The sequence below is a fragment of the Sporosarcina luteola genome (assembly GCF_023715535.1).
Taxonomy (GTDB): Bacteria; Bacillota; Bacilli; order Bacillales_A; family Planococcaceae; genus Sporosarcina; species Sporosarcina luteola_B.
The window spans coordinates 86,955-109,143 of the sequence record NZ_JAMBOI010000001.1; the positions used below are offsets into that span (position 1 = coordinate 86,955).

At 46.0% G+C, this 22,189-nt stretch carries 21 protein-coding genes; 4 read left to right on the forward strand and 17 right to left on the reverse strand.

Annotated elements, in window-relative coordinates; genetic code table 11:
- Positions 1-68: 68 nt before the first annotated feature.
- From nagZ to M3191_RS00420, 11 genes are all read right to left on the reverse strand, one after another.
- Positions 69-1,631, reverse strand: coding sequence for a beta-N-acetylhexosaminidase (gene nagZ / locus M3191_RS00370; RefSeq protein ID WP_251697472.1), 1,563 nt, complete (start codon positions 1,629-1,631; stop codon positions 69-71).
- Positions 1,632-1,660: 29 nt separating this feature from the next.
- Positions 1,661-2,368 (reverse strand): PIG-L deacetylase family protein, encoded by a 708-nt coding sequence (locus M3191_RS00375; RefSeq protein ID WP_251697473.1) that lies wholly within the window; start codon positions 2,366-2,368, stop codon positions 1,661-1,663.
- A gap of 12 nt (positions 2,369-2,380) precedes the next feature.
- Positions 2,381-3,433, reverse strand: coding sequence for a serine hydrolase domain-containing protein (locus M3191_RS00380; protein WP_251697474.1), 1,053 nt, complete (start codon positions 3,431-3,433; stop codon positions 2,381-2,383).
- A gap of 5 nt (positions 3,434-3,438) precedes the next feature.
- The gene (locus tag M3191_RS00385; RefSeq protein WP_251697475.1) at positions 3,439-4,395 is read right to left on the reverse strand and encodes a GNAT family N-acetyltransferase; all 957 of its coding nucleotides are present in this window, start codon (positions 4,393-4,395) and stop codon (positions 3,439-3,441) included.
- Positions 4,392-5,375 (reverse strand): N-acetylglucosamine kinase, encoded by a 984-nt coding sequence (locus tag M3191_RS00390; RefSeq protein WP_251697476.1) that lies wholly within the window; start codon positions 5,373-5,375, stop codon positions 4,392-4,394. The genes M3191_RS00385 and M3191_RS00390 overlap by 4 nt, the downstream gene beginning before the upstream one ends.
- 30 nt (positions 5,376-5,405) lie before the next feature.
- Positions 5,406-6,980 carry a SpoIID/LytB domain-containing protein gene (locus M3191_RS00395; RefSeq protein ID WP_251697477.1) on the reverse strand — a complete coding sequence of 525 codons (1,575 nt, stop codon included), beginning with the start codon at positions 6,978-6,980 and terminating at the stop codon, positions 5,406-5,408.
- Between the two features lie 411 nt (positions 6,981-7,391).
- On the reverse strand, positions 7,392-8,537 hold the full coding sequence (locus M3191_RS00400; RefSeq protein WP_251697478.1) for an ABC transporter ATP-binding protein: 1,146 nt from the start codon (positions 8,535-8,537) through the stop codon (positions 7,392-7,394).
- A gap of 18 nt (positions 8,538-8,555) precedes the next feature.
- Positions 8,556-9,326 carry an HAD family hydrolase gene (locus M3191_RS00405; protein WP_251697479.1) on the reverse strand — a complete coding sequence of 257 codons (771 nt, stop codon included), beginning with the start codon at positions 9,324-9,326 and terminating at the stop codon, positions 8,556-8,558.
- A complete protein-coding gene (locus M3191_RS00410) occupies positions 9,323-10,144 on the reverse strand; it encodes a carbohydrate ABC transporter permease (protein ID WP_251697480.1) in 822 nt (273 codons plus the stop codon). The genes M3191_RS00405 and M3191_RS00410 overlap by 4 nt, the downstream gene beginning before the upstream one ends.
- Positions 10,145-10,156: 12 nt before the next feature.
- Positions 10,157-11,128, reverse strand: coding sequence for a carbohydrate ABC transporter permease (locus M3191_RS00415; RefSeq protein WP_251697481.1), 972 nt, complete (start codon positions 11,126-11,128; stop codon positions 10,157-10,159).
- Between the two features lie 71 nt (positions 11,129-11,199).
- A complete protein-coding gene (locus M3191_RS00420; protein WP_251697482.1) occupies positions 11,200-12,525 on the reverse strand; it encodes an ABC transporter substrate-binding protein in 1,326 nt (441 codons plus the stop codon).
- 621 nt (positions 12,526-13,146) lie between these two features.
- On the opposite strand from M3191_RS00420, the gene M3191_RS00425 reads away from it, so the two are divergent.
- Positions 13,147-13,833 (forward strand): C40 family peptidase, encoded by a 687-nt coding sequence (locus M3191_RS00425; protein WP_251697483.1) that lies wholly within the window; start codon positions 13,147-13,149, stop codon positions 13,831-13,833.
- A gap of 47 nt (positions 13,834-13,880) precedes the next feature.
- Here the strand turns inward: M3191_RS00425 and M3191_RS00430 are convergent, their stop codons facing one another.
- A complete protein-coding gene (locus tag M3191_RS00430) occupies positions 13,881-14,801 on the reverse strand; it encodes a patatin-like phospholipase family protein (RefSeq protein WP_251697484.1) in 921 nt (306 codons plus the stop codon).
- A 96-nt stretch (positions 14,802-14,897) separates the two neighbouring features.
- Between M3191_RS00430 and M3191_RS00435 the strand changes: the two genes are divergently transcribed.
- Complete coding sequence (locus M3191_RS00435; protein ID WP_251697485.1) at positions 14,898-15,461, forward strand: hypothetical protein; 564 nt, start codon at positions 14,898-14,900, stop codon at positions 15,459-15,461.
- Here the strand turns inward: M3191_RS00435 and M3191_RS00440 are convergent.
- On the reverse strand, positions 15,431-16,450 hold the full coding sequence (locus M3191_RS00440) for a C40 family peptidase (RefSeq protein ID WP_251697486.1): 1,020 nt from the start codon (positions 16,448-16,450) through the stop codon (positions 15,431-15,433). The genes M3191_RS00435 and M3191_RS00440 overlap by 31 nt on opposite strands.
- Before the next feature lie 143 nt (positions 16,451-16,593).
- Between M3191_RS00440 and M3191_RS00445 the strand changes: the two genes are divergently transcribed.
- A complete protein-coding gene (locus M3191_RS00445) occupies positions 16,594-17,652 on the forward strand; it encodes a YsnF/AvaK domain-containing protein (RefSeq protein ID WP_251697487.1) in 1,059 nt (352 codons plus the stop codon).
- A gap of 384 nt (positions 17,653-18,036) precedes the next feature.
- Here M3191_RS00445 and M3191_RS00450 read toward each other — a convergent pair whose 3' ends face one another.
- Positions 18,037-18,513, reverse strand: coding sequence for a hypothetical protein (locus M3191_RS00450; protein ID WP_251697488.1), 477 nt, complete (start codon positions 18,511-18,513; stop codon positions 18,037-18,039).
- A 151-nt stretch (positions 18,514-18,664) separates the two neighbouring features.
- On the opposite strand from M3191_RS00450, the gene M3191_RS00455 reads away from it, so the two are divergent.
- Positions 18,665-19,087 (forward strand): general stress protein, encoded by a 423-nt coding sequence (locus M3191_RS00455; protein WP_251697489.1) that lies wholly within the window; start codon positions 18,665-18,667, stop codon positions 19,085-19,087.
- Positions 19,088-19,163: 76 nt separating this feature from the next.
- Here M3191_RS00455 and M3191_RS00460 read toward each other — a convergent pair whose 3' ends face one another.
- The 3 genes from M3191_RS00460 to M3191_RS00470 are packed head-to-tail and all read right to left on the reverse strand — an operon-like array spanning position 19,164 to position 21,992.
- Positions 19,164-19,961, reverse strand: coding sequence for an ABC transporter ATP-binding protein (locus M3191_RS00460; protein ID WP_251697490.1), 798 nt, complete (start codon positions 19,959-19,961; stop codon positions 19,164-19,166).
- Positions 19,936-20,988 (reverse strand): ABC transporter permease, encoded by a 1,053-nt coding sequence (locus tag M3191_RS00465; protein WP_251697491.1) that lies wholly within the window; start codon positions 20,986-20,988, stop codon positions 19,936-19,938. Before M3191_RS00465 ends, M3191_RS00460 begins: the two co-directional genes overlap by 26 nt.
- Before the next feature lie 17 nt (positions 20,989-21,005).
- Positions 21,006-21,992 (reverse strand): ABC transporter substrate-binding protein, encoded by a 987-nt coding sequence (locus M3191_RS00470; protein ID WP_251697492.1) that lies wholly within the window; start codon positions 21,990-21,992, stop codon positions 21,006-21,008.
- Between the last annotated feature and the right edge of the window lie 197 nt (positions 21,993-22,189).

Consider the following 22,189-nt stretch of genomic DNA (forward strand, 5'->3'; position numbering starts at 1 on the left):
TACTGTCATTTTAGCTCTTCTGAAATTAAATATCAATACTAATTTATTTTTCTAAAAAGAATTTTCAATCATTTAATAGTGACTGGCAATCTACCATTGATGGATGTTTTTCCTGCTAAATACTGAGCGACTACTTCAAAGGCGGACTCTGTAAATTCGTATGTGCAGATCACCCGGTTTGCATTAGAGAAATACGCAGCATCATATGGCGACCGGACGGCAACGACATCGACCGGCTTCCCGCTAGCCAATAATTCACCGACGAGTTGCCGCTGGTTTTCATGTTTATCGGCATTCAACGTCAACACGATGATATGGTCATACTTGCCCGCGAGTTCTGTCATATCAATATCAGCCGGACCTTCGCCGGAGATCTCCATCGATACTACATTCCCATGAACCTTTTTCAACTGCTCCGCCATCGTCAACGTTGCATACCGTTTATCCTCGACCATCATTGCGTATTCGTTTTTCGGATGAATGAGCAGTACACGGTCCTCCGCCGCAATCATAATTCCCGGACCTTTCACTTCCGTAATTCCTTGCTCGTAAATCTCATTCATTTCCTTATGATGCTTTTCGGAACCGACAAATTCAGCAACTGTGTTGTTCGAATCGATTTCTTCCCATGACGTGTATTTCCGCGCGAGTTTTTCGATCCTTTCAATGGATTCCTCGATCCGCCGCTCTGAAATCCGGCCGCTCTCCACAGCTTCCGCCAATCGAAATACCGCCTGCTCCTGCAGATCATGCAAATGGGATACCATCACGAAGTCCACACCCGCCTCAACCGCCTGCACGCAACCTTCCACCGTTCCGATCCTTTTCGCAATCGCATCCATTTCCATGCAATCCGTCGTAATGACGCCATCGAAGCCTAGCTGCTCCCGGAGAAGTCCCGTCATGACCGAGTGTGATAACGTCGCTGGGACATTCTCTTTTTTCTCCAAAGCCGGAAAATAGACATGCGCGCTCATGATGGCATCCGCACCAGCCGCCATGCATTCTTTGAAAGGCACAAGTTCAACAGCATGCAGCCTCTCAAGATCATGATGAATGACAGGCAAGTCGAGATGGGAATCGACACTCGTATCGCCGTGGCCCGGGAAATGTTTCAACGTCGTCATGACCCCCGCCTCTTGCATTCCTTGCATCAAACTCTTCGCCATTTCCGCTACATTCGAAGTGTCTTCTCCGAAGGACCGGACGCCGATGACAGGATTTTCCGGGTTATTGTTAATGTCCACGACAGGCGACAAATTCCAGTTGATGCCGAGCGCTTTCAATTCCTTGCCGGTCATGAATCCAGCCTTTTTGGCATTCATTGGATCATTTGTCGCTCCAAGCAGCATCGCGCCGGGAATAATCGTCGTCCCTTCCCCGAGTCGCCTGACGACGCCGTTTTCCTGATCGATGCAAATGAGCAAAGGTGTTTTATAACCCGCCTTCCTTGCCTCAGTCTGGAGGCTATTCGTCAAGGCGAGAATCTCTGCAGGCGTGCCGATATTCCTCCCGAAAAGGATGATTCCTCCAATATGATAACTGTGAATCAAATGCTTAATTTCTTCCGACATCGTAATCCCTTTAAATCCGGCAATCATCAATCGGCCGACTTTCTTTTGCAATTTCATGCTGCTCCCCCTATTCGAATCTCTTCTTCTTAAATCGGGAACCCCGGGATATGCCCTTCCTTTCTTACATGCAGCCCCCTAGAATTCTTTAACGTTTGCGCATACGTCGTGCGGACTAGACAGCCGCGCATCGTTCCTAGCGCTTTATAATAATCAAAGTAGCGGAAACTCGTGGAATTCATTATGAACCAATAGCAAGATAACGCCTCCAAATAAGCGTCGAATGAATCCGTCACATCGACGTAAATATCCGGCTCATACCCGTCCATGTCTTCCCAGTTCTCACTATGGAACACGCGGCGCAAACCGTGCGGCGGCAATCCATCGAGATCGAATCCGGGCAAGGAAGCTTTCAGCCATGCATCCTGCACAATCTTTTGGCAAAGTGCATGATCAGGATGCATGCTGTTCTCCCAATGCGTAATGACGAATTCCGGCTTCTCCCGCCGGAAAATTGTCGCCACTTCTTTGACAATCTCTTCATTGAACGTCAACTCGGCATCCCTGTGCGAAAGTGTGATGCTCGTCCCGCCTAAAACAGCCGCTGCAGCCTCAGCCTCTCGGATCTTTTGTAGACGGTACTCTTCCACATCTATATGCGGCGGGGCTCCCTTCTCCCCGGCTGTTAAATGAAGGAACGTCACCCGATAACCCGCTTGTGCATATTTATGTGCGATTGCGCCGGCCTGGATCTCCCCATCCCCGCAATGCGCTCCGACAATTAAGACACTCTGCAAACTAATTTCCCCCTATGAGAACAATGATGTATAGATGATATTATGTAAGCGGGGCCGCAAGCGGAGCATGGCAAGATGTCTTCCGAAATACACCCGGTTCGTCAGCAGCATGACCGTCAATTCCCTTTCCGGATCGATATAGAAGCTCGTTCCGGTGAATCCCGTATGTCCATACGTACCTTGCGACATTAAATCACCTGCCGGACTCGCCCCACTCCCTTTCAATTGCCATCCGAGACCTCTGCTTTCGTCGGCAAACGGCGTAAAATTCCGCCGTGAGACCGCAAGCCAATGCGGATCCAGGATTTTCTTCCCTTCATGCATCCCGTCGCTCTCAAGCATCTTCGTGAAAACGGATAATTCCTCCATCGTTGAGAACAATCCCGCATGGCCGCTTATGCCGCCCATGAATTCCGTATTATCATCGTGGACGATTCCATATTTATGGCTTCGCAAATGATCGTAATACTCGGTCGGTGCATACCGCTGCCGCTCAAACGCCGGTTTATATCCGGTATCCTTCATTCCCATCGGCTCAAATAAATGCTGCTGGGCATATTCGTCAATTTTTTGCCCGGTGACCTTTTCGATAATTTCCATCAGTAGAATGAACCCGAGGTCGCTATAGATGACTTCGGTATCCGGTACATATTCTAGCTTTTCCTCATCTATTTCCTTCAGCACTTGTGCGGCAGAAAGCCTTCTTTCAAAAAACGGCCGATGGGCAATCAACCCCGAAGAATGGGTGAGCAGCTGTTTGATCGTCACGCTTTCTTTCCCATGCTTTTGAAATGAAGGGATGAACGTCGCGACCTTATCATGCAAATGTATTTCACCCGCTTCACATAATTGCAAGATGGCAGGCAATGTCACCATCACTTTCGTCAACGACGCCATGTCGAATAGATGACTGCTCGTTAACGGCACCTTATCTTCTTCCAAACTGTTCGTCCCGAGTGCTTCATCGAGAACGATTTCCCCTTTATGCCGGACGCGGATGACTGCACCTGGTGTCACTTGCAGATCAATTTCACGCCGTAAAAACGTCCGGACCTCTTCTATCATTCATTTCACACCTCCACTATTTTCGTCATCGACTGATACTGCTTCCAAGGTTTAAAACCGAGCTTTTCATAGAAAGAAACGAGCTGCGTCCAATCGATGACGATGTCCGTCATTCCCCTACCGATCAATTCATTCGCCGCAGCCTTCACTAAATCGATTCCAAAATGATTCCCACGAATTTCTCGGTCAATCCCTAAAGGGCCGATGCCGCCCATCTCTCCGTCGCATAATGCCGACCAATAGACATTTTGTGCAATGAGTGGAGACTGCGGATCATTCAACCGACAGAATCCTTTCAATTCACTATCCACGAAAAACCCCATGAACTCTCTTCCCGTACCGCCAATCATTTCGTAATGAAGTGCTTCATAATGCCATCTGCCTGGAAAGACGCGTTCCAAAAACTGCAGCAGCAAAGGAATGTCTTTTTTCGTCAACAGACGATAATGCTCGCTCGGGTTCATCAGCCTATAGAGCCCCCTACCGCTTACATCCTTTATCAAATCCGTTTCAACCCCGCCCGTGATGTATCCTTGCTTTTCAAACCAGCTGATTGTTGATTTGTCTTCAAGTGGAATACCTGGAAAGTAATGCCACGGATCACGCCCTAATCGGATTTCATCAACTCCGGCGTTAATGAGTGCCTGTTCCCCCTTTTTTAGAAGTTCCGAACCGATCCCTTCGTTACGGAACGACTTTTCGACAAGCATGCATTGAATCCATCCGACCTTCTCCGGCATCCGGACGTCAAGCTCTTCCATATACCGCTTGCCTATGATGATTCCACGCAGCTTTCCTCCCTCCACGACGGCGAGCGAGCCTTCTTGAAGCACATTCGGCTCATTCGTTGTGTTTTGATTCCATAACGAGATGCTCATTGGAAAACGGTCGCCGATTTCCTCATTCCACAGCCTGACAATATCAGTGACATGGACTTCGGATAAAGGCACGACGACAGTCATGGCGTCACCTTCTCTTGAAGCTGTTCATTCATCCGGTTGGCGAAACCCGGATTGATGGCCGTTTGCTTTACCGCTAATCCCGCAAGAACCGCCCCTCCGACAGGCGGTACTTGAGTCGTTTGAAAAGTGGCATTCGGAATGGAATGACGGGCCAACTCTCGGAACCGCGAGATAAATAGCTTCTCATCAGTGAAAACGCCTCCAGACAGGATGATCGCTGTCGGATGATTTTCATCGAATAAACGACGATGGCAAGCTTCGATGGAATGCATCATTTCCTTGCATCCCTTCTCAACTATCCATTTCGAAACGGCGTCATCCGCCTTGGCCTCCTGCATGACTAGGCGTGCAAGAGGCGCGACGACCGAACGCGGGTGTTCGTTTCCGTATACTTTTGCAATAATATCCGGGACGTTTTGTACAGCAAAATACTCCGTGACCCGATCCGTTAAGCTTGTGCCCGCGCCGCGATTATCAAAAGAACGGAATACCGCTTTCAACGCTTCATTACCTAAATAAAACCCGCTTCCTTCATCATCAAATAAATAACCCCAACCGCCTGAACGGGCGATTTCGCCATCTTCATTAATGCCTAATGTGACGGCGCCAGTACCGGCAATCTGGACAATGCCAGGTCCGCCGAGCGTGCCGGAATACAGTGCATTGAACGCATCGTTGCGGACGGTGACTTTCGTTCCGACGGGCAGCCCACGTGCCAACAGAGCTGCCACTTCTGCATCGCGTCCACTTTCCCCGACACCCGCAATACCTGCAAAACAGACGGACAGTTGAGCGAAAATAATATCGTTCTGCTTTTTCAACTCTTTCATCAATCCGCTAAGCACTTCTTCGAATTCCGACTGCTGCAACGTGTTCGGATTGCTCCGTCCGGTTACCGCATGCATGTAAACGTTTCCAAGTTCATCGGCAACAAGCCCCGTCGTCCTGGTGCCCCCGCCGTCAATTCCTAATACATACATTTGCTGACTACCGCCCTTTTCAATGATGAATTAATATCTAGTCTCTAAATCGATTCCCGTGTAGAAATGCTTCAAAATCACATCATACGTATATCCTTTTTCAGCCATTCCGACTGCTCCAACTTGGGACATTCCGACGCCATGACCCCATCCCCCGCCGTCCACTTTATAACCGATTGTCTCTTCCGTTTCCTCATCCTTGATCGGCTCGATGATGAACAACGTACTTAACAAAACTGCTGGCGTGCCATTCGCATTAATATATTGGAGTGCCCAACGGATGCGATCCTTATATTCGTAGAACGTACCGTTTTCCGTGACGAATTCAATTTCGGCCGCGCGACCCGAGCTGGAGCGTTCTATCACATTGATCTCCAACACTCGGCCGACTTCTGCATTGAAGTAGGTTCCAACTATTTGGCTGATTTCTTCTGCTGTCCATTCGAAGTGCCAACGATAATATTTGGACCAATCCGCCTCGAAATCGCCCGTCTTCACTTCACGCAATGATTCACCTGCGCCGGTTTTCTTGTAAATGTCCAACGCTGGTACGTATTTCAGATCATTCCCTTTCTGTGCAACATGCTTCGCCCTCAAGTAAGGAGTCGCTTCTGAAGCCCATACATCTTCATTATTCGCTGTGAATCCGCCGCTCGTTGAATGGAAGACCGCTGTAATGAGTTTGCCTTCATACGTGGCGACAATGCCTCTTGTTCCGTCGACAGCTTCATTGGATATCGGATGTTCCGCTCCAAATCCGCCATACACTTGGTCGGAAGTCGTCGGCAATAGATCATAGCCGTCCGCGCTCCGCTTGCCCAAATTGGATAAAGCGTACGTCCGTGCAGCAATCGCCTGCGCTTTTTGTGCCTCGACTTCCGCATATGGAACCGGTGGAAGCTCACGAGGGACGACACCGTATAAATAGTGCTCGACGCTCAATACATTGATGCCCGCTAAAGTCCCGCTGCTATTGAAGCCGACTTCCGCGATGCCGCGATACGTTTGCCCGTTAATTTTGACAAAACCGGAAGGAGCTGCTACTTGAACTGGATTTGCAGTCTCCTTCTCTTCCCCGTTTTTCGTCACTTTCAATTGTGTTTCGCCTTCCGCAATCGTCACCACTTTCCAGAACGCGTCACTAGCTGCCAATCCTTTGGAGACGACTTCATCCTTAAATGCAGTTCTTACCGCAAAAGAGGCATCTGCCGGAAATTCGCCCAGATACAAACGCCAACCGCCGTTATAGTCTTCAACGTGCGTCGGATATCCTTCGGCGTGCGCCCGTCGAAGCCAGTCATCTAGATAGGCTTGACTCGTTGTGAATGCTACTTGCAGCCTGAAATGGCTTTGAACAGTAGAAGCTGAGCCGAGTTCCACATACACTTCTTCATCCGCTCCGGTAAATAAAACCTCCCCAGTATACTTGTCGATCAATTCAAAAGCACCTTGCCCGCTGACAGTCAATGCTCCGACACTCGGCACTACTCCAATCCGGATTGTCGGATCATCGCCTGTTTGCGCAGACGCAATTTGCCCACCTAGCCCTTGGAAAAACAATGTACACGCCAATACAGCTATGGCTACATACTTCAGAACTTTCATCCAGTTGCTCATCCTCTCTATTATTACAATTTTCGTTGCTACCAATAGAGATTCGACGAAGTTATGAAATTACCTTTTAAATTATTTAACTATTTCCGATATTTAATTTCAGAAGAGTAAAGGCTAGTTTTAGGAATGGACCCTGGAGTAGAGAGAATGGGCCCTTGCTCAATAGAATGGACCCTGAAGCTTGATGAATGGACCTTGAAGCTGAAAGAATGGACCCTTAGAGCCACTTAATGATTCTTAGATGAAATAATGGAGCTCTAGTGTAAAGTTCTCGTTCTGGTGCAATGAGTTCTCGTTTAGTCCTGAAGACTTCTCGTTCATGCAATCAATGGAACCCTACACAAAAAGGGCCGCTCCTTCTAATGAAGCAACCCCTTTTAAAGACGCATCTATTCTCACCTTTCAACTCGTTTCAACAAGTTCCGCAGCTTTCTGCACGGGACGTATACGAAGCTCCGTTTCCTTATCGAAGAAATGGACTTTATCCATCACAAAAGCAAGATTCACGTGCTCGCCGGGACGGATCGCCGTTTCCGCACTTAAACGAGCGACGAATTTCTGCCCTTCCAAACTGGAGTACACCATCGTCTCGGCACCCGTCAGCTCAGATACATCCACTTGAATGGAAACGTTGGATCTCGTTCCGCTTCCATTGCCGCCAGCTGTTCCCACTATAGCTTCCTCGATATGCTCAGGCCGGATTCCGATAATCGCTTCTTTTCCGATATAACCAAGTCCGCGCAGCAGCTCCATTTGGCTTCTGGGAATAGACAACCTTGTGTCGCCTATTCGAAACGAACCTTCATGAACGATTCCCTCGAAAAAATTCATCGCAGGCGATCCGATGAATCCGCCGACAAACACATTTTCCGGATGTTCATACACTTCCTTAGGTGAACCGATTTGCTGGATGAATCCGTCTTTCATTACGACGAGCCGCGTAGCCATCGTCATCGCTTCCGTCTGGTCATGTGTCACATAGATTGTCGTCGTTTTCAACCGTTGGTGGAGCATCGCGATTTCCGCCCGCATTTGCACACGGAGTTTTGCATCCAAGTTGGACAAAGGCTCATCCATAAGAAACACTTGTGCATCGCGCACAATCGCCCTTCCTAACGCGACACGCTGTCGTTGCCCGCCGGATAGTGCTTTCGGTTTTCTATCCAATAATTCCTCCAGTCCCAAAATCCTCGCTGCATTCATAACCCGTCGATTAATTTCCTCCTTAGGAAACTTTCTGTTCTTTAAACCGAAGGCCATATTGCCATACACCGTCATATGCGGATACAGTGCGTAGTTCTGAAAAACCATTGCGATATCCCGATCTTTCGGTGCAACATCATTGACCCTTTTCCCATTAATATAAATGCTTCCGGACGTAATTTCCTCAAGCCCCGCAATCATCCGAAGTGTCGTCGACTTCCCGCAACCTGAAGGGCCGACAAATACGATGAACTCCTCGTCTTTGATATGCAGGTGAAAATCAGACACAGCGGTTACATTCTTATCGAATTCCTTATAAATATGTTCCAAAATCAACTCTGCCATTTCGCACCTCTCCTTTAGTTATCCCCTTAAAATGGAAGGCAGTTCTGAAAGACTGTAAATCACTTCTTGAGGAACCGCTTCTTTCGGAAGCGCATTAAAATTCTGTTTCGTTTCCGTCTCCAACTTACGCAATGCGAGCTTGTGGATTTCCAATAATCCCCTTCGTTCAACCGGCGCCAGCTCTTTCATCGAATCCGGCAAATGGCGGCATATCCATACGGAGCGTATACCGATTGAATTTGCGGAAATGACGTCATGATCAATTCGATCCCCTACATGGGCAACGATTTCACCAAGTTCCAAAACAGAGCCGTACACCCTTTTATCCGGCTTCGCAAATCCTGCCTCATCTGGGGTGACAATCAAATCGAAATGCTCCGTCAACTTTAGAACGTCCATGACGGGTAATTGGTATTTTGTAAAGCCGTTCGTGACGACCGCTAATGAAAAGCCAAGCTTCTTCAGTTCACCGAGGACTTCATAGATCGAATCCTCCAGCAAATATATATTCGGTTCCTTGCAATATCCACCCAATATCTCTTCCACATTAATAGAGGTTTGCAGCTGATTTGCTTTAGAGTAACGTTTCAAAATGTCGTCCCAGTCGTATGCGGCCGCGGTTCTTCCATCGTTCAAACGCGTTTCATGTTCAAGCACGAGTTGTTCCACAATGTTTCCCAACAATTTGTTCTCGAGCAATATCCTTCTTTCGATTTCCGGAAATACATGACCGACGAAAGGATTTTGCATAAGAGTCCCATCCAAGTCGAACGTAATCCATTTCTTCATTTAACTGCCCCCGTTGTCAGCCCTTCGATGAACTGCTTAGAAGCCAATAAGAATGCCACGATCATTGGAAGAGACGAAATCGACAGTCCGGCGAACAATAGATTCCATTGTGTGTCATATTCGCCGAATAGGGAAAGCATTCCCAACGGTATGGTATTTTTCGCATCATCATGAATGAAAATCAATGGATAGAAAAAGTCGTTCCATACCCCAATCAAATTGACAATCCCCACAATTGCCAAGGAAGGTCTCATTAGCGGCAAAATGATTTTGTAGTAAATCTGGAACTCATTGCACCCATCAAGCCGTGCCGATTGATCCAAATCCTTCGGTAAAGACCTGAAAAACCCATAAAAAACGAAAACCGCAAATGGGACATTTCCTGCTATGTAGACAATAATGAGCGAGTTAAGCGAATTCAACAGCCCCAGCTTCAACATCATCATATAAAGTGGCAGGATGGCCAATTTCATAGGGATCATTAGCCCGAGCATGAAGAAAAATAAGATGAATGCATTCCATTTGAAATCATATCGGGACAAGTAAAATGCCGCCAATGATGAAAAGAAGAGGATGAAGAAGATGGACAATGCACTCACATAGACACTGTTCCACACATAACTGCTGAAATTCACTTTTTCCCATACGGTAATGTAGTTCTCTAACGTAAATGCCTTCGGAAACGAAAGAGGTGATGTCAAAATTTCGAGATTAGGTTTAACAGAAGAGAGGAACATAAGAAAGATCGGGTAAAGCGCAATGAGTGAGAACACAATCAAAATCGGATATTTTATAAATTGTTTAAGGCTCTTTGACATGCGTACACCCCTTTATTGTTCAATTTCTTTCCTTTTGAAGAAGAATAGCGAAATGGCAGTAGCGGTACAAATGATCAGGAAGAGCACAACTGCCAACGCGGAACCGAGCCCGATTGCATCCCCGCCGTCAACGGATCCAAACGCCAATCGATAGAAGAACAGTGCCAATACGTCAGTGGAATAATAAGGTCCCCCTGACGAACCCTGCATCGCAAACACCAACTCGAATGTTTCAAAAGAACCGATGAACGTTAGAATTGTCATGATCATAATGGATGGCATCGCCATCGGAATCGTAATTTGAAGAAGCATCTTCAATCCGGATGCCCCATCGATTTTTGCCGCTTCGTATATCTCCTCCGGAATCGCCTGAAGGCCAGCGAGGAAAATTAGGATTGCAAACCCGATCCCATACCAACTATTCACGAGGATAATCGTATAAAGTGCCGTTTTCGGATCCCCGAGCCAAGGATGTGCCCACTCAGCCAATCCGACCATTTTCAAAAAGCTGTTCAATGCCCCATTCGTCGGATTCAAGATTAAGCTGAATAGGAAACCAACGACGATGACTGATAATAACTTCGGCATGAAAAAAATAGCTTTGAAAAATTCCCTTCCTTTAATTTTGCTATTGATCAATAAGGCCAACGCAAACGCCAACACCAATTTAGTTACCACTGTTCCAATGAAATAAATGACGTTATGCCCGAATGCATTCGTAAAAATCGTGTTATATGGCTCTTCCGTAAACAGCCGTATGAAATTTTCCAAGCCGATAAAGTCTTGTCTTACCATTCCTTTAAAGGAATAGAAGCTGTTCACGAAGGCCGTGAGAATCGGATACACTTGAAAGCCGACATAGAAAATTAGCGCGGGCAGTAGAAAAAGATGCAGAAAGTGTCTCTTCATACTTCGTTTATTCTTGGTGGGTTTGGGTAAAACCTTTTCTTGCACTTCTACAACTTCCTGTTCCTTCAATACCATCATCTCTCCCCCTCTGCAATTAATGAAAAATCAGCCGGCGGGGTCCCGTTTACCAGCTGATTTTCGTACTATCAATTCATTGGTTCAAACCACTTATCCATTGATTTCTGCGATTCTTCAATCACGCCGTCAACAGTAAGTTCTTTGATATACAATCCTTGCAACGCGTTTTCAAAGGTCGTCTTCGTAGTCGGTGAACCGCCACCCAAATAGACAAGCATCAAATAAGGAGTCGGATTCTTTTCACCGAGTTCAGTCATTTCTTTCACTAATTCATGCTTCGGCTCAACTCCGGGAATCGCGCTGATCCTCGCCAAATCATCGCTGAACATTTGTCCGAATTCTTTTGAAGCCATGAATTCCATGAACTTCTTCGCTTCCTCTTGGTGCTTGGATGCTTTAACGACTGCATAGGAGCCATCCACCCACGTAACAAGTGGTGTCTCTCCGCCTTTTTCACTTGCAAATGAAGGTAGGATCCCGATGTTCATATCTGGATTCGTGTTTTCAAATGTCTCCAAGCGATAACTTCCGTTAATATACATAGCCGCTTGATTTGTGTAGAACAATGCCTGTGTATCTTTATCGTCCAATGCGATGAAGTCTTTCGGGAATAGACCTTCCAACTGCTCCATGCGTTTGACAGACTCAACAAAGCGCTCATCACTTAAATCCGCTTTGCCGCTCAGTAAATCATCGATATACGATTGGTCATAGGACGTGGCACCGATGACGCTATGTGTAAGAGACAGCAAATAAGCTGCTTTCCCTGCCTGTGCGATCGGAACGATGCTTTTCGCCTTCATTTCTTCTCCGACTTTCAGCAACTCATCCCATGTCGTCGGCAAGTCAAAGCCGTGTTCTTCAAAAACGTCTTTATTATAGAAAATAACTCCTGCATTCAACGACAATGGAACGCCATACACTTTGCCGTCAGAGCCCCTTGCAGCAGTCAAGTACTCATCGGAGATGTCATTGATCCCTTCAATATCGTCCAATGGTACGACGTACTCGGCATCAATGATTGAAGTGGCCCCGTCATACGGGCGCAGCTGGATAATATCCGGACCTTGCCCGGCTGTCAGTGCATTCGTCAAAATTGTTCCGTATTCCGTCGATTTATATGGCTTGAATGTTACTGTAATACCTGGATTTTGGTCTTCGAATTCCTTGATGAATTTTTCATAGGCTTCGCGATCTTCTGGACGCCAACTGTACATCATTAATTCAACTGGGTCCTTCACTTCCGCTTTTTCTTCCGTTTTCCCTTCTGTTCCGGATGGCGTTTCCCCTTCTGTTTTTGTACCTGTCTCTGCGTTATTTTTTTCTGAACAAGCAGCCAGAAGGAATATACCTGTTAACAGAAAAGCCGCCAGAAGCATGAGTTTCTTCTTCATAACATCAGTCCCCTCATTCATAATGAATACCCTCTCGCATTGAATTTTTGTTACCCCTTTTGCCAAGGCACCCCCTTATGTATCTTGGATAACATAGATGACTGAAATGTTAGTGGTTCAAATTTAATAGGAATTATCTATTCCTGACTAATCTATTTAGGAAAGCTATAGATTAAAGATCTTGTTTTCATATTCGGATCCAATAACTATGCTGTCATGAAATTTCATTTCAATAACCGGACATGCTATTCGATATTTCAAATCATTCAATCACTAATATCATAGTAAACATTCACTAGTTTTGCAACAAATTATTTAAAGATTTTAATTACAGTGACTATTACTACTAATGAGTTGTATCATGTATTTTCGAACGACAAAAACGGCCAAATGGATGTATCACCCATTCAGCCGCTACTTTTAGTTTTGAGAACCATATGAGGAAGTATTAACCTTTCCTTCTAGTATATACATTTATTAAAGACCCGTAATATCGTTGTAATGTTTTTGTAATATCATTGCCCCTGTCTTGTAACATTCGGTCTCTACAATTGGAATAGTGATCAGCAGACAATATAAAAATATAAAACCATAGAGATCAGTGGTAGATAGGGGAATAGTGTGAAGAAAGTTGCTTTATCGTTATTCGTAGCAGGTTCATTGGCATTTGGATTTACGGCAGCAGATGCGGAGGCAAGTGCTCCTTCATCACAATCCGTATCAGTAAATAAAGGTACATATTCAACCGCATATAATGTTAATCTCCGTTCTGGGGCAGGAACAAACCATAAAATTCTATCATTAGCGAAAAAAGGTACAAAAGTCACATACGTAAATGAGAAAAAAGTCGGTAAAGAAGTATGGTTTCAAGTGAAAGTGAACGGCAAAACTGGCTGGGCACTCAGCACTTTATTGACAAAGAAATCAGTTGCAAAGAGCAATACCAATGTTGCATTAGCTGACAATGTCGTGAAAAAGGCTACTGGATTGACAGGCATTCCATACCGTTTTGGCGGAACAACGACAAACGGGTTCGACTGCAGCGGTTTCGTTCAATACGTCTATAAGAAATCTGGCAAATCGGTTTCCCGTGATACGTTAGGACAATACGCTCAATCGAAAAAAGTGAGCAAGCCGCAACCTGGTGATTTGGTATTCTTCCAAAACACATATCGTAAAGGCATTTCCCACGTTGGCATTTACATCGGCAACAACAAGTTCGTTCATGCGGGCGGAAAGCAATCACAAGTCGTCAGCTTGAACAACAGCTACTGGAAATCGAAATTCCATAGTTTCAAGAGATTATAATATAAGTAAAACCGCTTGCACCTATATGTGCAGGCGGTTTTTTCGCTTTAGACAATCATCCTGAATTTCCGGGTTCCTTCCATTGAATGTGGCCAAGTCCGCAGAAACTCATTTGCACGAGACTTTCCGATCGACATGAGTGATTCTTTCTGTTCGTCCTCCATGTTGAATTGTGTCGCGCTGTATTGCTCGACGGGGATGAAGATAATATCCTTTTCGTGCTTCCTGGAAATATACCTGTCATCATGCGCATTTTTCATAGTGGAAAACAGTGCTTCGAACAAGTTGAGCGCATTGCCGATCTCCCTGCCACCCATGTCATCTTTCCGATGGCTCAGCTTCATGCCGATTAATGGCCTTTCCCGTCTTCCTTCCGAATCATCAAAGATCCACATTGGAAAATTGCTTAGCACCCCTCCATCAACAACAATCGTGTCCCCCGTCGGCGCTTTGATACGGACCGGTTCAAAAAAGAACGGGATATTGCAGCTCATCCGCAGTGCACGCGCAACTGAGAACATTCCAGGTTCGATGCCGTAATGGACAAGATCATCAGGCAGCACGATCATCTTCCCGTGCGTCAGATCGGACGCCACCAGTTTAAGTGATCCTTCCGGCAAATCTGCAAAGTTGTAGACTCCCTTTGCAGACAGTTTTTCGAAAAACCAGTCCTCCAAAGCTTTTCCTTGATAAAGACCCATGCGCCAATAGAGCAGCAGCCATTTCATGAATGGTATTGGAAGAAGAGTCTGCCTTGGATCAAGCAATGACTGCAAATCCTCTTCCTGCATCATCTGTTCGATTTCCTTGCCTGTATACCCTGCGGCAATGAAGCAAGCGAGGATCGCCCCGGCACTCGTCCCCGCCACCCGTTTGAAACGATACCCTCTCTCCTCCAACGCCTGGTACGCACCGACCAATGCAAACCCCTTCAATCCGCCACCTGCAAATACCCCATCAATTAACACAGCATCCCTCCCATGGCGTTGTTACACTATAATGTTTGGCGACGGAATGTAGAACTTGAAAAGAGTATATTGAATTTGGTTTGAACGCGGAACGCTTTGGACGCGCAACGCCTCGCTTTGGACGCGAAACTGCTCGCTTTGGACGCGCAACTGCTCGCTTTGGACGCGAAACACCTCGCTTTGGACGCGCAACTGCTCGCTTTGGACGCGCAACTGCTCGCTTTGGACGCGCAACGCCTCGCTTTAAACGCGCAACACCTCGCTTTGGACGCGCAACGCATCACTTTGGACGTGCAACTGCTCACTTTGGACGCGCAACACCTCGCTTTGGACGCGCAACACCTCGCTTTGGACGCGCAACGGCTTGCTTTGGACGCGCAACGCCTCGCTTTGGACGTGGAACGGCTCGCTTTGGACGGGGAACGCCTCGCTTTGGACGCACAACGCCTCGCTTTGGACGCGCAACGCCTTGCTTTGGACGCGCAACGCCTCGCTTTTGACGCGCAACGGCTTGCTTTGGACGCGCAACGGCTTGCTTTGGACGCGCAACGGCTTGCTTTGGACGCGAAACTGCTCGCTTTGGACGCGCAAAGGCCCCTCCACTATAGGAAGGGCCGTTCAAGATCACTTTATTTCAAATATCTCCGTGCGCCTGCGTAGTTTGTTTTGTAAATGCCCCAGTTGATGCTGACAATTTCGACTTTACGTGATGTGTTCGGGGCGTGTACCATTTTGCCGTCGCCGATATACATCGAGACGTGATACACTTTCCCTTTTCCTTTATTATGTGCGAAAAACATCAGGTCACCGGGCTGCAAGTCCTTGCGTTTCACCACTGTCCCATGGGTCGCTTGGACGGAAGAGTCACGCGGGATGAGGATGCCGTGATTCTTATACACCGAATACATCAGCCCCGAGCAATCAAACCCATACGCGGATATACCTGCCCACAAATACGGAAGGCCAATATATTGCTTCGCGCTGTCTACAAGTTCCTTTTGTGTCGGCTTCGGAATGGAGGCAAAGTCTTTGTAAACTTTGACGTCCTTTTTGCGGACATATTTTAATCCGTCCGTTTTCGTCTGCACTTGCAGCCAGTCCCTCTCCTCCTTCACAACTTGGAGGATTGTCGTGTAGCTATTATCGATGAATTTATATTTATCATGAAGTTTCGGTTCGTTATATAAGGAAGCGATTTTCGCAGTGACGACTGCAATCTCCAAATCGGCGTCTACTGGAGTATAGGCTTTGACATGTGCTTTCGGCACCCATCCCTCGTAGCCTTTCGCTTGACCTTTGTTGAACTGGTCGATAATCGCAATGTACATCCAGTCACCGCTCGTCTTCAACACTTCCACTTCATCCCCGTACAAAGCTTGCGTATCGGTCCGGCCGATCAGCCAATTCTTCTCTGCCACCGTCAATCCTTTCGTCCACTTCGCCATATCCGGCATTGCGGCGATGGAGACTGCGTCGATTTTACGGGTTTTGTTCGGCACCCGCCATACGTTTGTCACCGGAACGCTGATTGCGTATTGCAGTGCTTCCGCTTTACCGGAGGGGCTTTTGGAATCAGTAGCCGCCGACGTCTGATGAAAAGTGATGAATAAACAACATATCACAATAAACGCTATTATTTTCTTCTGCATAAACTTTCTCCCCCCTACTCTATTAATAATAATCTATTCCAAATTGATTGCATAGTAGCTCTTTCATTCAATGAAGTTTCCATCCTGTCAGAATGGGTATTTAAAAGACTGTACCATCAATCAAAGAGAAGGAGAGATATAACATGAATGATAAAAAATTTATCGGTATGTATCACAACGACTCGGAATTGATGACGAAAATAGATGACTTGAAAGCTCAAGGAATCGATGGAGAAAATATTTATGTCATTGCGCAAGATGATTCTGACGTGACGATGTTCCAAGGAATGAAATACGGTGATGTGCAGACGGCCCCGGAATCATGGTTTGATCGTTTCATGAATTTCCTGACCGGTGAAAACCATGTCCGAAGCATGCTGCACGAGGCCGGCGTCGCTGATGGTGATATGGACAATTATTATACTGAAATACAAAATGGCGGGAAGCTGCTGTACGTAGATGAAGGCGAAGTGAATCGACTTCATGCGAATAGCAACGGACGCTTCGGCGTTTCTGATGTTGGCGTCGATCCAAACTTAGGCGCAAACCGTGTCTCCGAGTTTGAGGAAAATGAATTGAATCGCTCATCATACGACGCATCATCGGCAGCATTCCAAGATTCCAATCTTTATGATGGAACAAACGAGACTATCGGACGAGTCGGTGGCGAAGCACTGCGCAGCCAGTCTGACTATGAAGCACCTCCGAACAGCGCGTATGGGTATACGAACAACTTAAATGATACCAATCAATTCGATCGAAATATGCAAGAAGAAAAAATGCGCTTACGCGAGGAACGACTCCGCGTGGATAAAGAAGAGGTCGAGAGAGGCGAAGTCACGCTCCATAAGGATGTCGTTGAAGAAGAACAGTCCTTCGATGTCCCTGTCATGCGTGAAGAAGTTTACGTTGAACGCCGTCCTGTCAATGAGTATGATTCGGATGTTGATGAATTCAAAATGATGCAGGATGAAGAAACGATCCGCGTACCGATAACTGAGGAACGCCTGGAAGTGACAAAGAGGCCGTATGTGTCCGAGGAGATTGTCGTTGGAAAACGACAATTCGTAGATACTGAATCGGTAAATGAAACTGTCAGACGCGAAGAAGCTCATCTTGAGCAATCAGGTGAAGTCGATGTACAGGATGAATTCGTCGATGAGCCTACGATGCGCCAAAAATGGGATGACGAGCGCTTTTGAGTAAGCAGAATTATATAATGGACCCGCAGAGTTGGAAAAGCTCTGCGGGTTTCTCTGTGTTAAAAGTGTCTATAGTTGGGGTGAGACACTTCTTCGAGTTGAGATGATGCGTAGTTGAGGCATTTTCGACCGCTTGATGATGGGATTACTTGGCAAGGATGCTGTCTCTGCCCGATGCTCTATTCATTTTTACCAGATGTGTAACGAATGGCTTGTTCACCTCCTTGATGTGAAGAAATCCCATCTGTTTTACAAGGGTCCTTATACAGTATTACTGTAATTTCATTACATATGGGACGTCTGCTTGGTTGTCCATAATTAATTCTCAAAATCGAAACAATTAGAGGGGAAGAACGACAAAAAAAATCCAATCCGGGAGACGCTTCACTCGTCGCCCGAATTGAACTGTCGATTTGCGAGCATCTTTTCCTGATTGGCATTGATCCTGTCGAGCATGACCAGCACATCATGCAGATCATCATATTGGTGGACCGTGAATTCGCGCATTGACATCCGATGGTTTTGAAAGCTTTTGCGTAGGCGGAAAACGGCTTGCCCCTGTTTCCCGAGCTCTTCCCGTATGGCCTCTTGCCTGATAGACTCTGCCCTCAATCTTTCATGCACTTCCCAAATCCTGTCCCGCAGATGAAGATAGCGGTTCCGTTGTGCATGCTGTTGGCTGGAAACAATGTCTAAAATTTTGCAACAAACTTTTTCCAACTTCTCGACCGCTGTCAAAAGCTGCGCATTGACCGCACTTTGATCTTTGATGAATTCCATATGCGGATTCCAGACGAATCGATCTTGATTCGCCGGAAAACCGGTCAGCTTATCCCTTTGATGAATCTTCGAACTTTCCAAATTGCAGGCTCCTCTACCGAGTCTTTCTCCTATACTATGTCGTCAGGACTGCCTATTGTTCGCATTTTAACTTGATTGGATGATCATATTTGTTTCCTTTTCCCCGAACAAGGGTATTTTCCGAAGACAAAGACGGAAGAGGAGGTACACTATGAATAAAACATTTATCGGATCATTCCCGAACAGCGAGCGATTGATGTCTAAAATATTAGAGCTAAAGCATGAAGGCGTGGAGGAAGAGGATTTGTATATTGTAATGAAGGATGATTTGGCGATTGACGAACTGCGGAGCAATGCGCTTCAGGAAGGCGAGGACTCACCGTATAACCTTTTCAATCATTTCATGGGTTTTCTTGCCGGCGAACAAAACGTGCGCCGCTTGCTGAAGGACGCCGGTTTCTCCGACAACGAAGCGAAACGGTATTTCGATGCTGTCCAAGAAGGCGCTTTGCTGCTTTATATGAACGGGAAGCTAAAAAAAGATCACAGCAATGAGCCGATTGCGGTTGAAAGGAAATATGAAGGCTACAAACCGATCCCGTTGGATGAAGCCGAGGCAAGTCCTAATAGTTGAGTCGGAAACGAGGCGTCACAGAAAGTCCGTAAAAATCGACTATTGTGACGCCCCTCATTTTTTTTGAACTATATAATTAAACTACTAGCAGCGCTTTATCGCTTGTTAATTTTTCACCGCGAATGCGTTGGAATTCAGACATCAGTTTATCAATTGTGAGTCCCTTCTTCTCTTCGGCTCCCACTTCCAATATAATCTGGCCTTTGTCCATCATAATCAGTCTGTTCCCGAGGTCCAGTGCCTGTTGCATATTATGTGTAATCATAAGTGTTGTTAATTGATCCTTCTCAACAAGTTCTTTTGTTAAATTTGTAATTAATTCGGCACGGGATGGGTCAAGAGCAGCTGTATGCTCATCTAGCAGTAAAATAGACGGTTGTGTAAATGTCGCCATTAGCAAAGATAGTGCCTGACGCTCTCCACCGGATAACATACCTACTTTTGCATTCAACCTATTCTCTAAATTCAAGTGCAATGTTTCAAGCGAGCTGCGGAAAAGTTCCCTTCGTTTTTTATCCACACCTCTTCGCAACAAACGTTTTTTATCCCTCGAATAAGCCATCGCTAAGTTTTCCTCGATTGTCATCGAGGGGGCAGTACCTGCCATCGGATCTTGGAAAACCCTTCCGATCATTCGTGAACGGACATATTCAGGTAACTTTGTAACATCTTTACCCGCAAGTTCAATCTTGCCAAAGTCAGGGGTAAGTGCACCGGAAATCATATTTAACATCGTCGATTTTCCAGCTCCATTGCTTCCGATCACGGTCACGAAATCGCCGGATGTCAACTCAAGATTGATTTCGTCCAACGCAATCTTTTCGTCAGGCGTTGCTTCATTAAATACCTTATTTATCTGTTCGAGCTTCAACAAGTGCAGTCCCCTCCTTGGTGAGAGAATAATTGCGTTCGGCCGAACGTTCCTCATGACGCCTTGCTTTTCTAGCTCTTTCACGCCTCTTTTCAAAATACTGCGGTAAAATCAGTGCACTGATGACAATAACCGCGGTAATCAACTTCATATCCCCTGTATCGAGAAAATCAACCCGCAGCGCAAGCGCTAGAACAATCCGATAAATGATTGCCCCCGCAATAACGGCAAAAGTCGTCCGTACAATTGTTTTTGTCCCAAAAATCGCTTCACCGATAATGACCGAGGCCAAACCGATGATGATCATTCCGATTCCCATGCCAATATCAGCGGACTTTGCGTATTGTGCGAATAACGCTCCTGAAAACGCGACGAGCGCATTCGAGAAACCAAGACCGATGATGACGAGTGTATCCGTATTCGCCGATAAACTCCTAATCATTTTTTTATTATCTCCAGTTGCGCGGATCGCAAGCCCCACTTCAGTTTTTAAGAACCAATCTACAATAAATTTAATGAGCAATACGATGATCGCCATGATGAAGACAGTTCCCCATGTAGAGGGCAAGTAGCGGACACCAAGCATACTGAAAAATTGATTGAATGCATTATCAATGCCAAGGGGAGCAAAAAACGCTTGAAATTTACTAAATAACGTCTCTGCATTTAATAAAGGAATATTGGGGCGGCCAATTGAATTTTCAGATGTCAGGCCCATAATGCGTAAATTGACAGAATACAAAGCAATCATCATTAGGATTCCTGATAGCAGCGGATTGATCTTTCCTTTTGTATGTAGAAGACCAGTTATACAGCCAGCCAAGAAGCCGATGATGAGTGCTACAGCCGTTGCGATGGCTGGATGATAGCCGAATAGTATCATAGTAGCTGCAACTGCAGCACCCGATACAAAACTTCCATCCACCGTCAGATCCGGGAAATCCAAAACTCGGAATGATAAGTACACTCCGAGCGCCATGATTGCAAAGATGATCCCTTGTTCAACAGAGCCGAAAATCGCTGAAAACATAAAGAATCATCTCCTATTCATTCACTAAATTCAGCTTTCCATTCATCTTTAATGGAAAGTCCAATTGTTTCTGCTGTATCTTCGTTCATGATCAGTTTCAAGTTTTGTGGGACTTGGACAGGTAAATCAGCAGGTTTATTCTCACCTTTTAAAATCTTCACAGCCATTTGACCAGCTTCATAGCCGATATCATAATACTCAAATCCATATGCCGCCAATCCGCCACGTTTGACAGAGTCGAATTCCCCGACCATCATCGGCAGTTTTTGTTCATTCGCAACTGACACTACTGATTCCAGTGCAGATACAACTGTGTTATCCGTGATGATGTACAAAGAATCCACTTTACCAATCAATGATTCCGTCGCTTGCTTCACATCTGCAGACGTAGCGACAGATGCTTCAACAACAGTCATATCCATTTCTTTCAGTATTTCTTTCACTGCATCCACTTGGGCACGTGAGTTTGCTTCTCCGGAGTTGAATACCATGCCGACCTTTTTCGCGCCTAATTCCTCTTTCAGGAACTTCATTGTATTCGGAATTGCATCTGGATGGTTATCAATCGTACCTGTTACATTTCCACCCGGGCTTTCCAGTGATTCAACGAGTTCAGCACTGACAGCATCCGTAACGGAAGTGAAAACAATCGGAATGTCTTTCGTTGCGCCTGCTACAGCTTGTGCGCTTGGGGTCGAGTTTGCAAAGATTAGATCGACTCCGGAACTTATAAGGTTATTTGCAATTGTCGTATTTGCACTGTTATCCCCCTGAGCATTCTGAGGATCATATTCAGCTTCAATTCCCGCATCTTCCAGAGCCTGCTTAAAGCCGTCAAATGCCGCATTCAAGGATGGGTGTTCAACAATTTGCGTGACACCGATTTTATAAGTCTTTGCTTTTTCACCAGTGGACGTACTTCCCCCTGACGATGTGCCGCATGCCGATAGGAGCAGTGCAGCCCCGACAATCGCAACCAATGCTTTTTTCCAATTATTCCTCATTTTTTATCCCCCTGTTGTCAGTTCTATTTCTCTACTGCTGGACAAGTTGGCAAATTCTACGAAATATTTTAACTTGTACAGCAACGTTGTAGATATTTTACATGTATTAGTCCGACATTACAAGACTATAAATATTATTGTGAATTACCAATTAACTCCTATTGTAAAAATCCACGCAAAAAAAACAGCCAATCGAC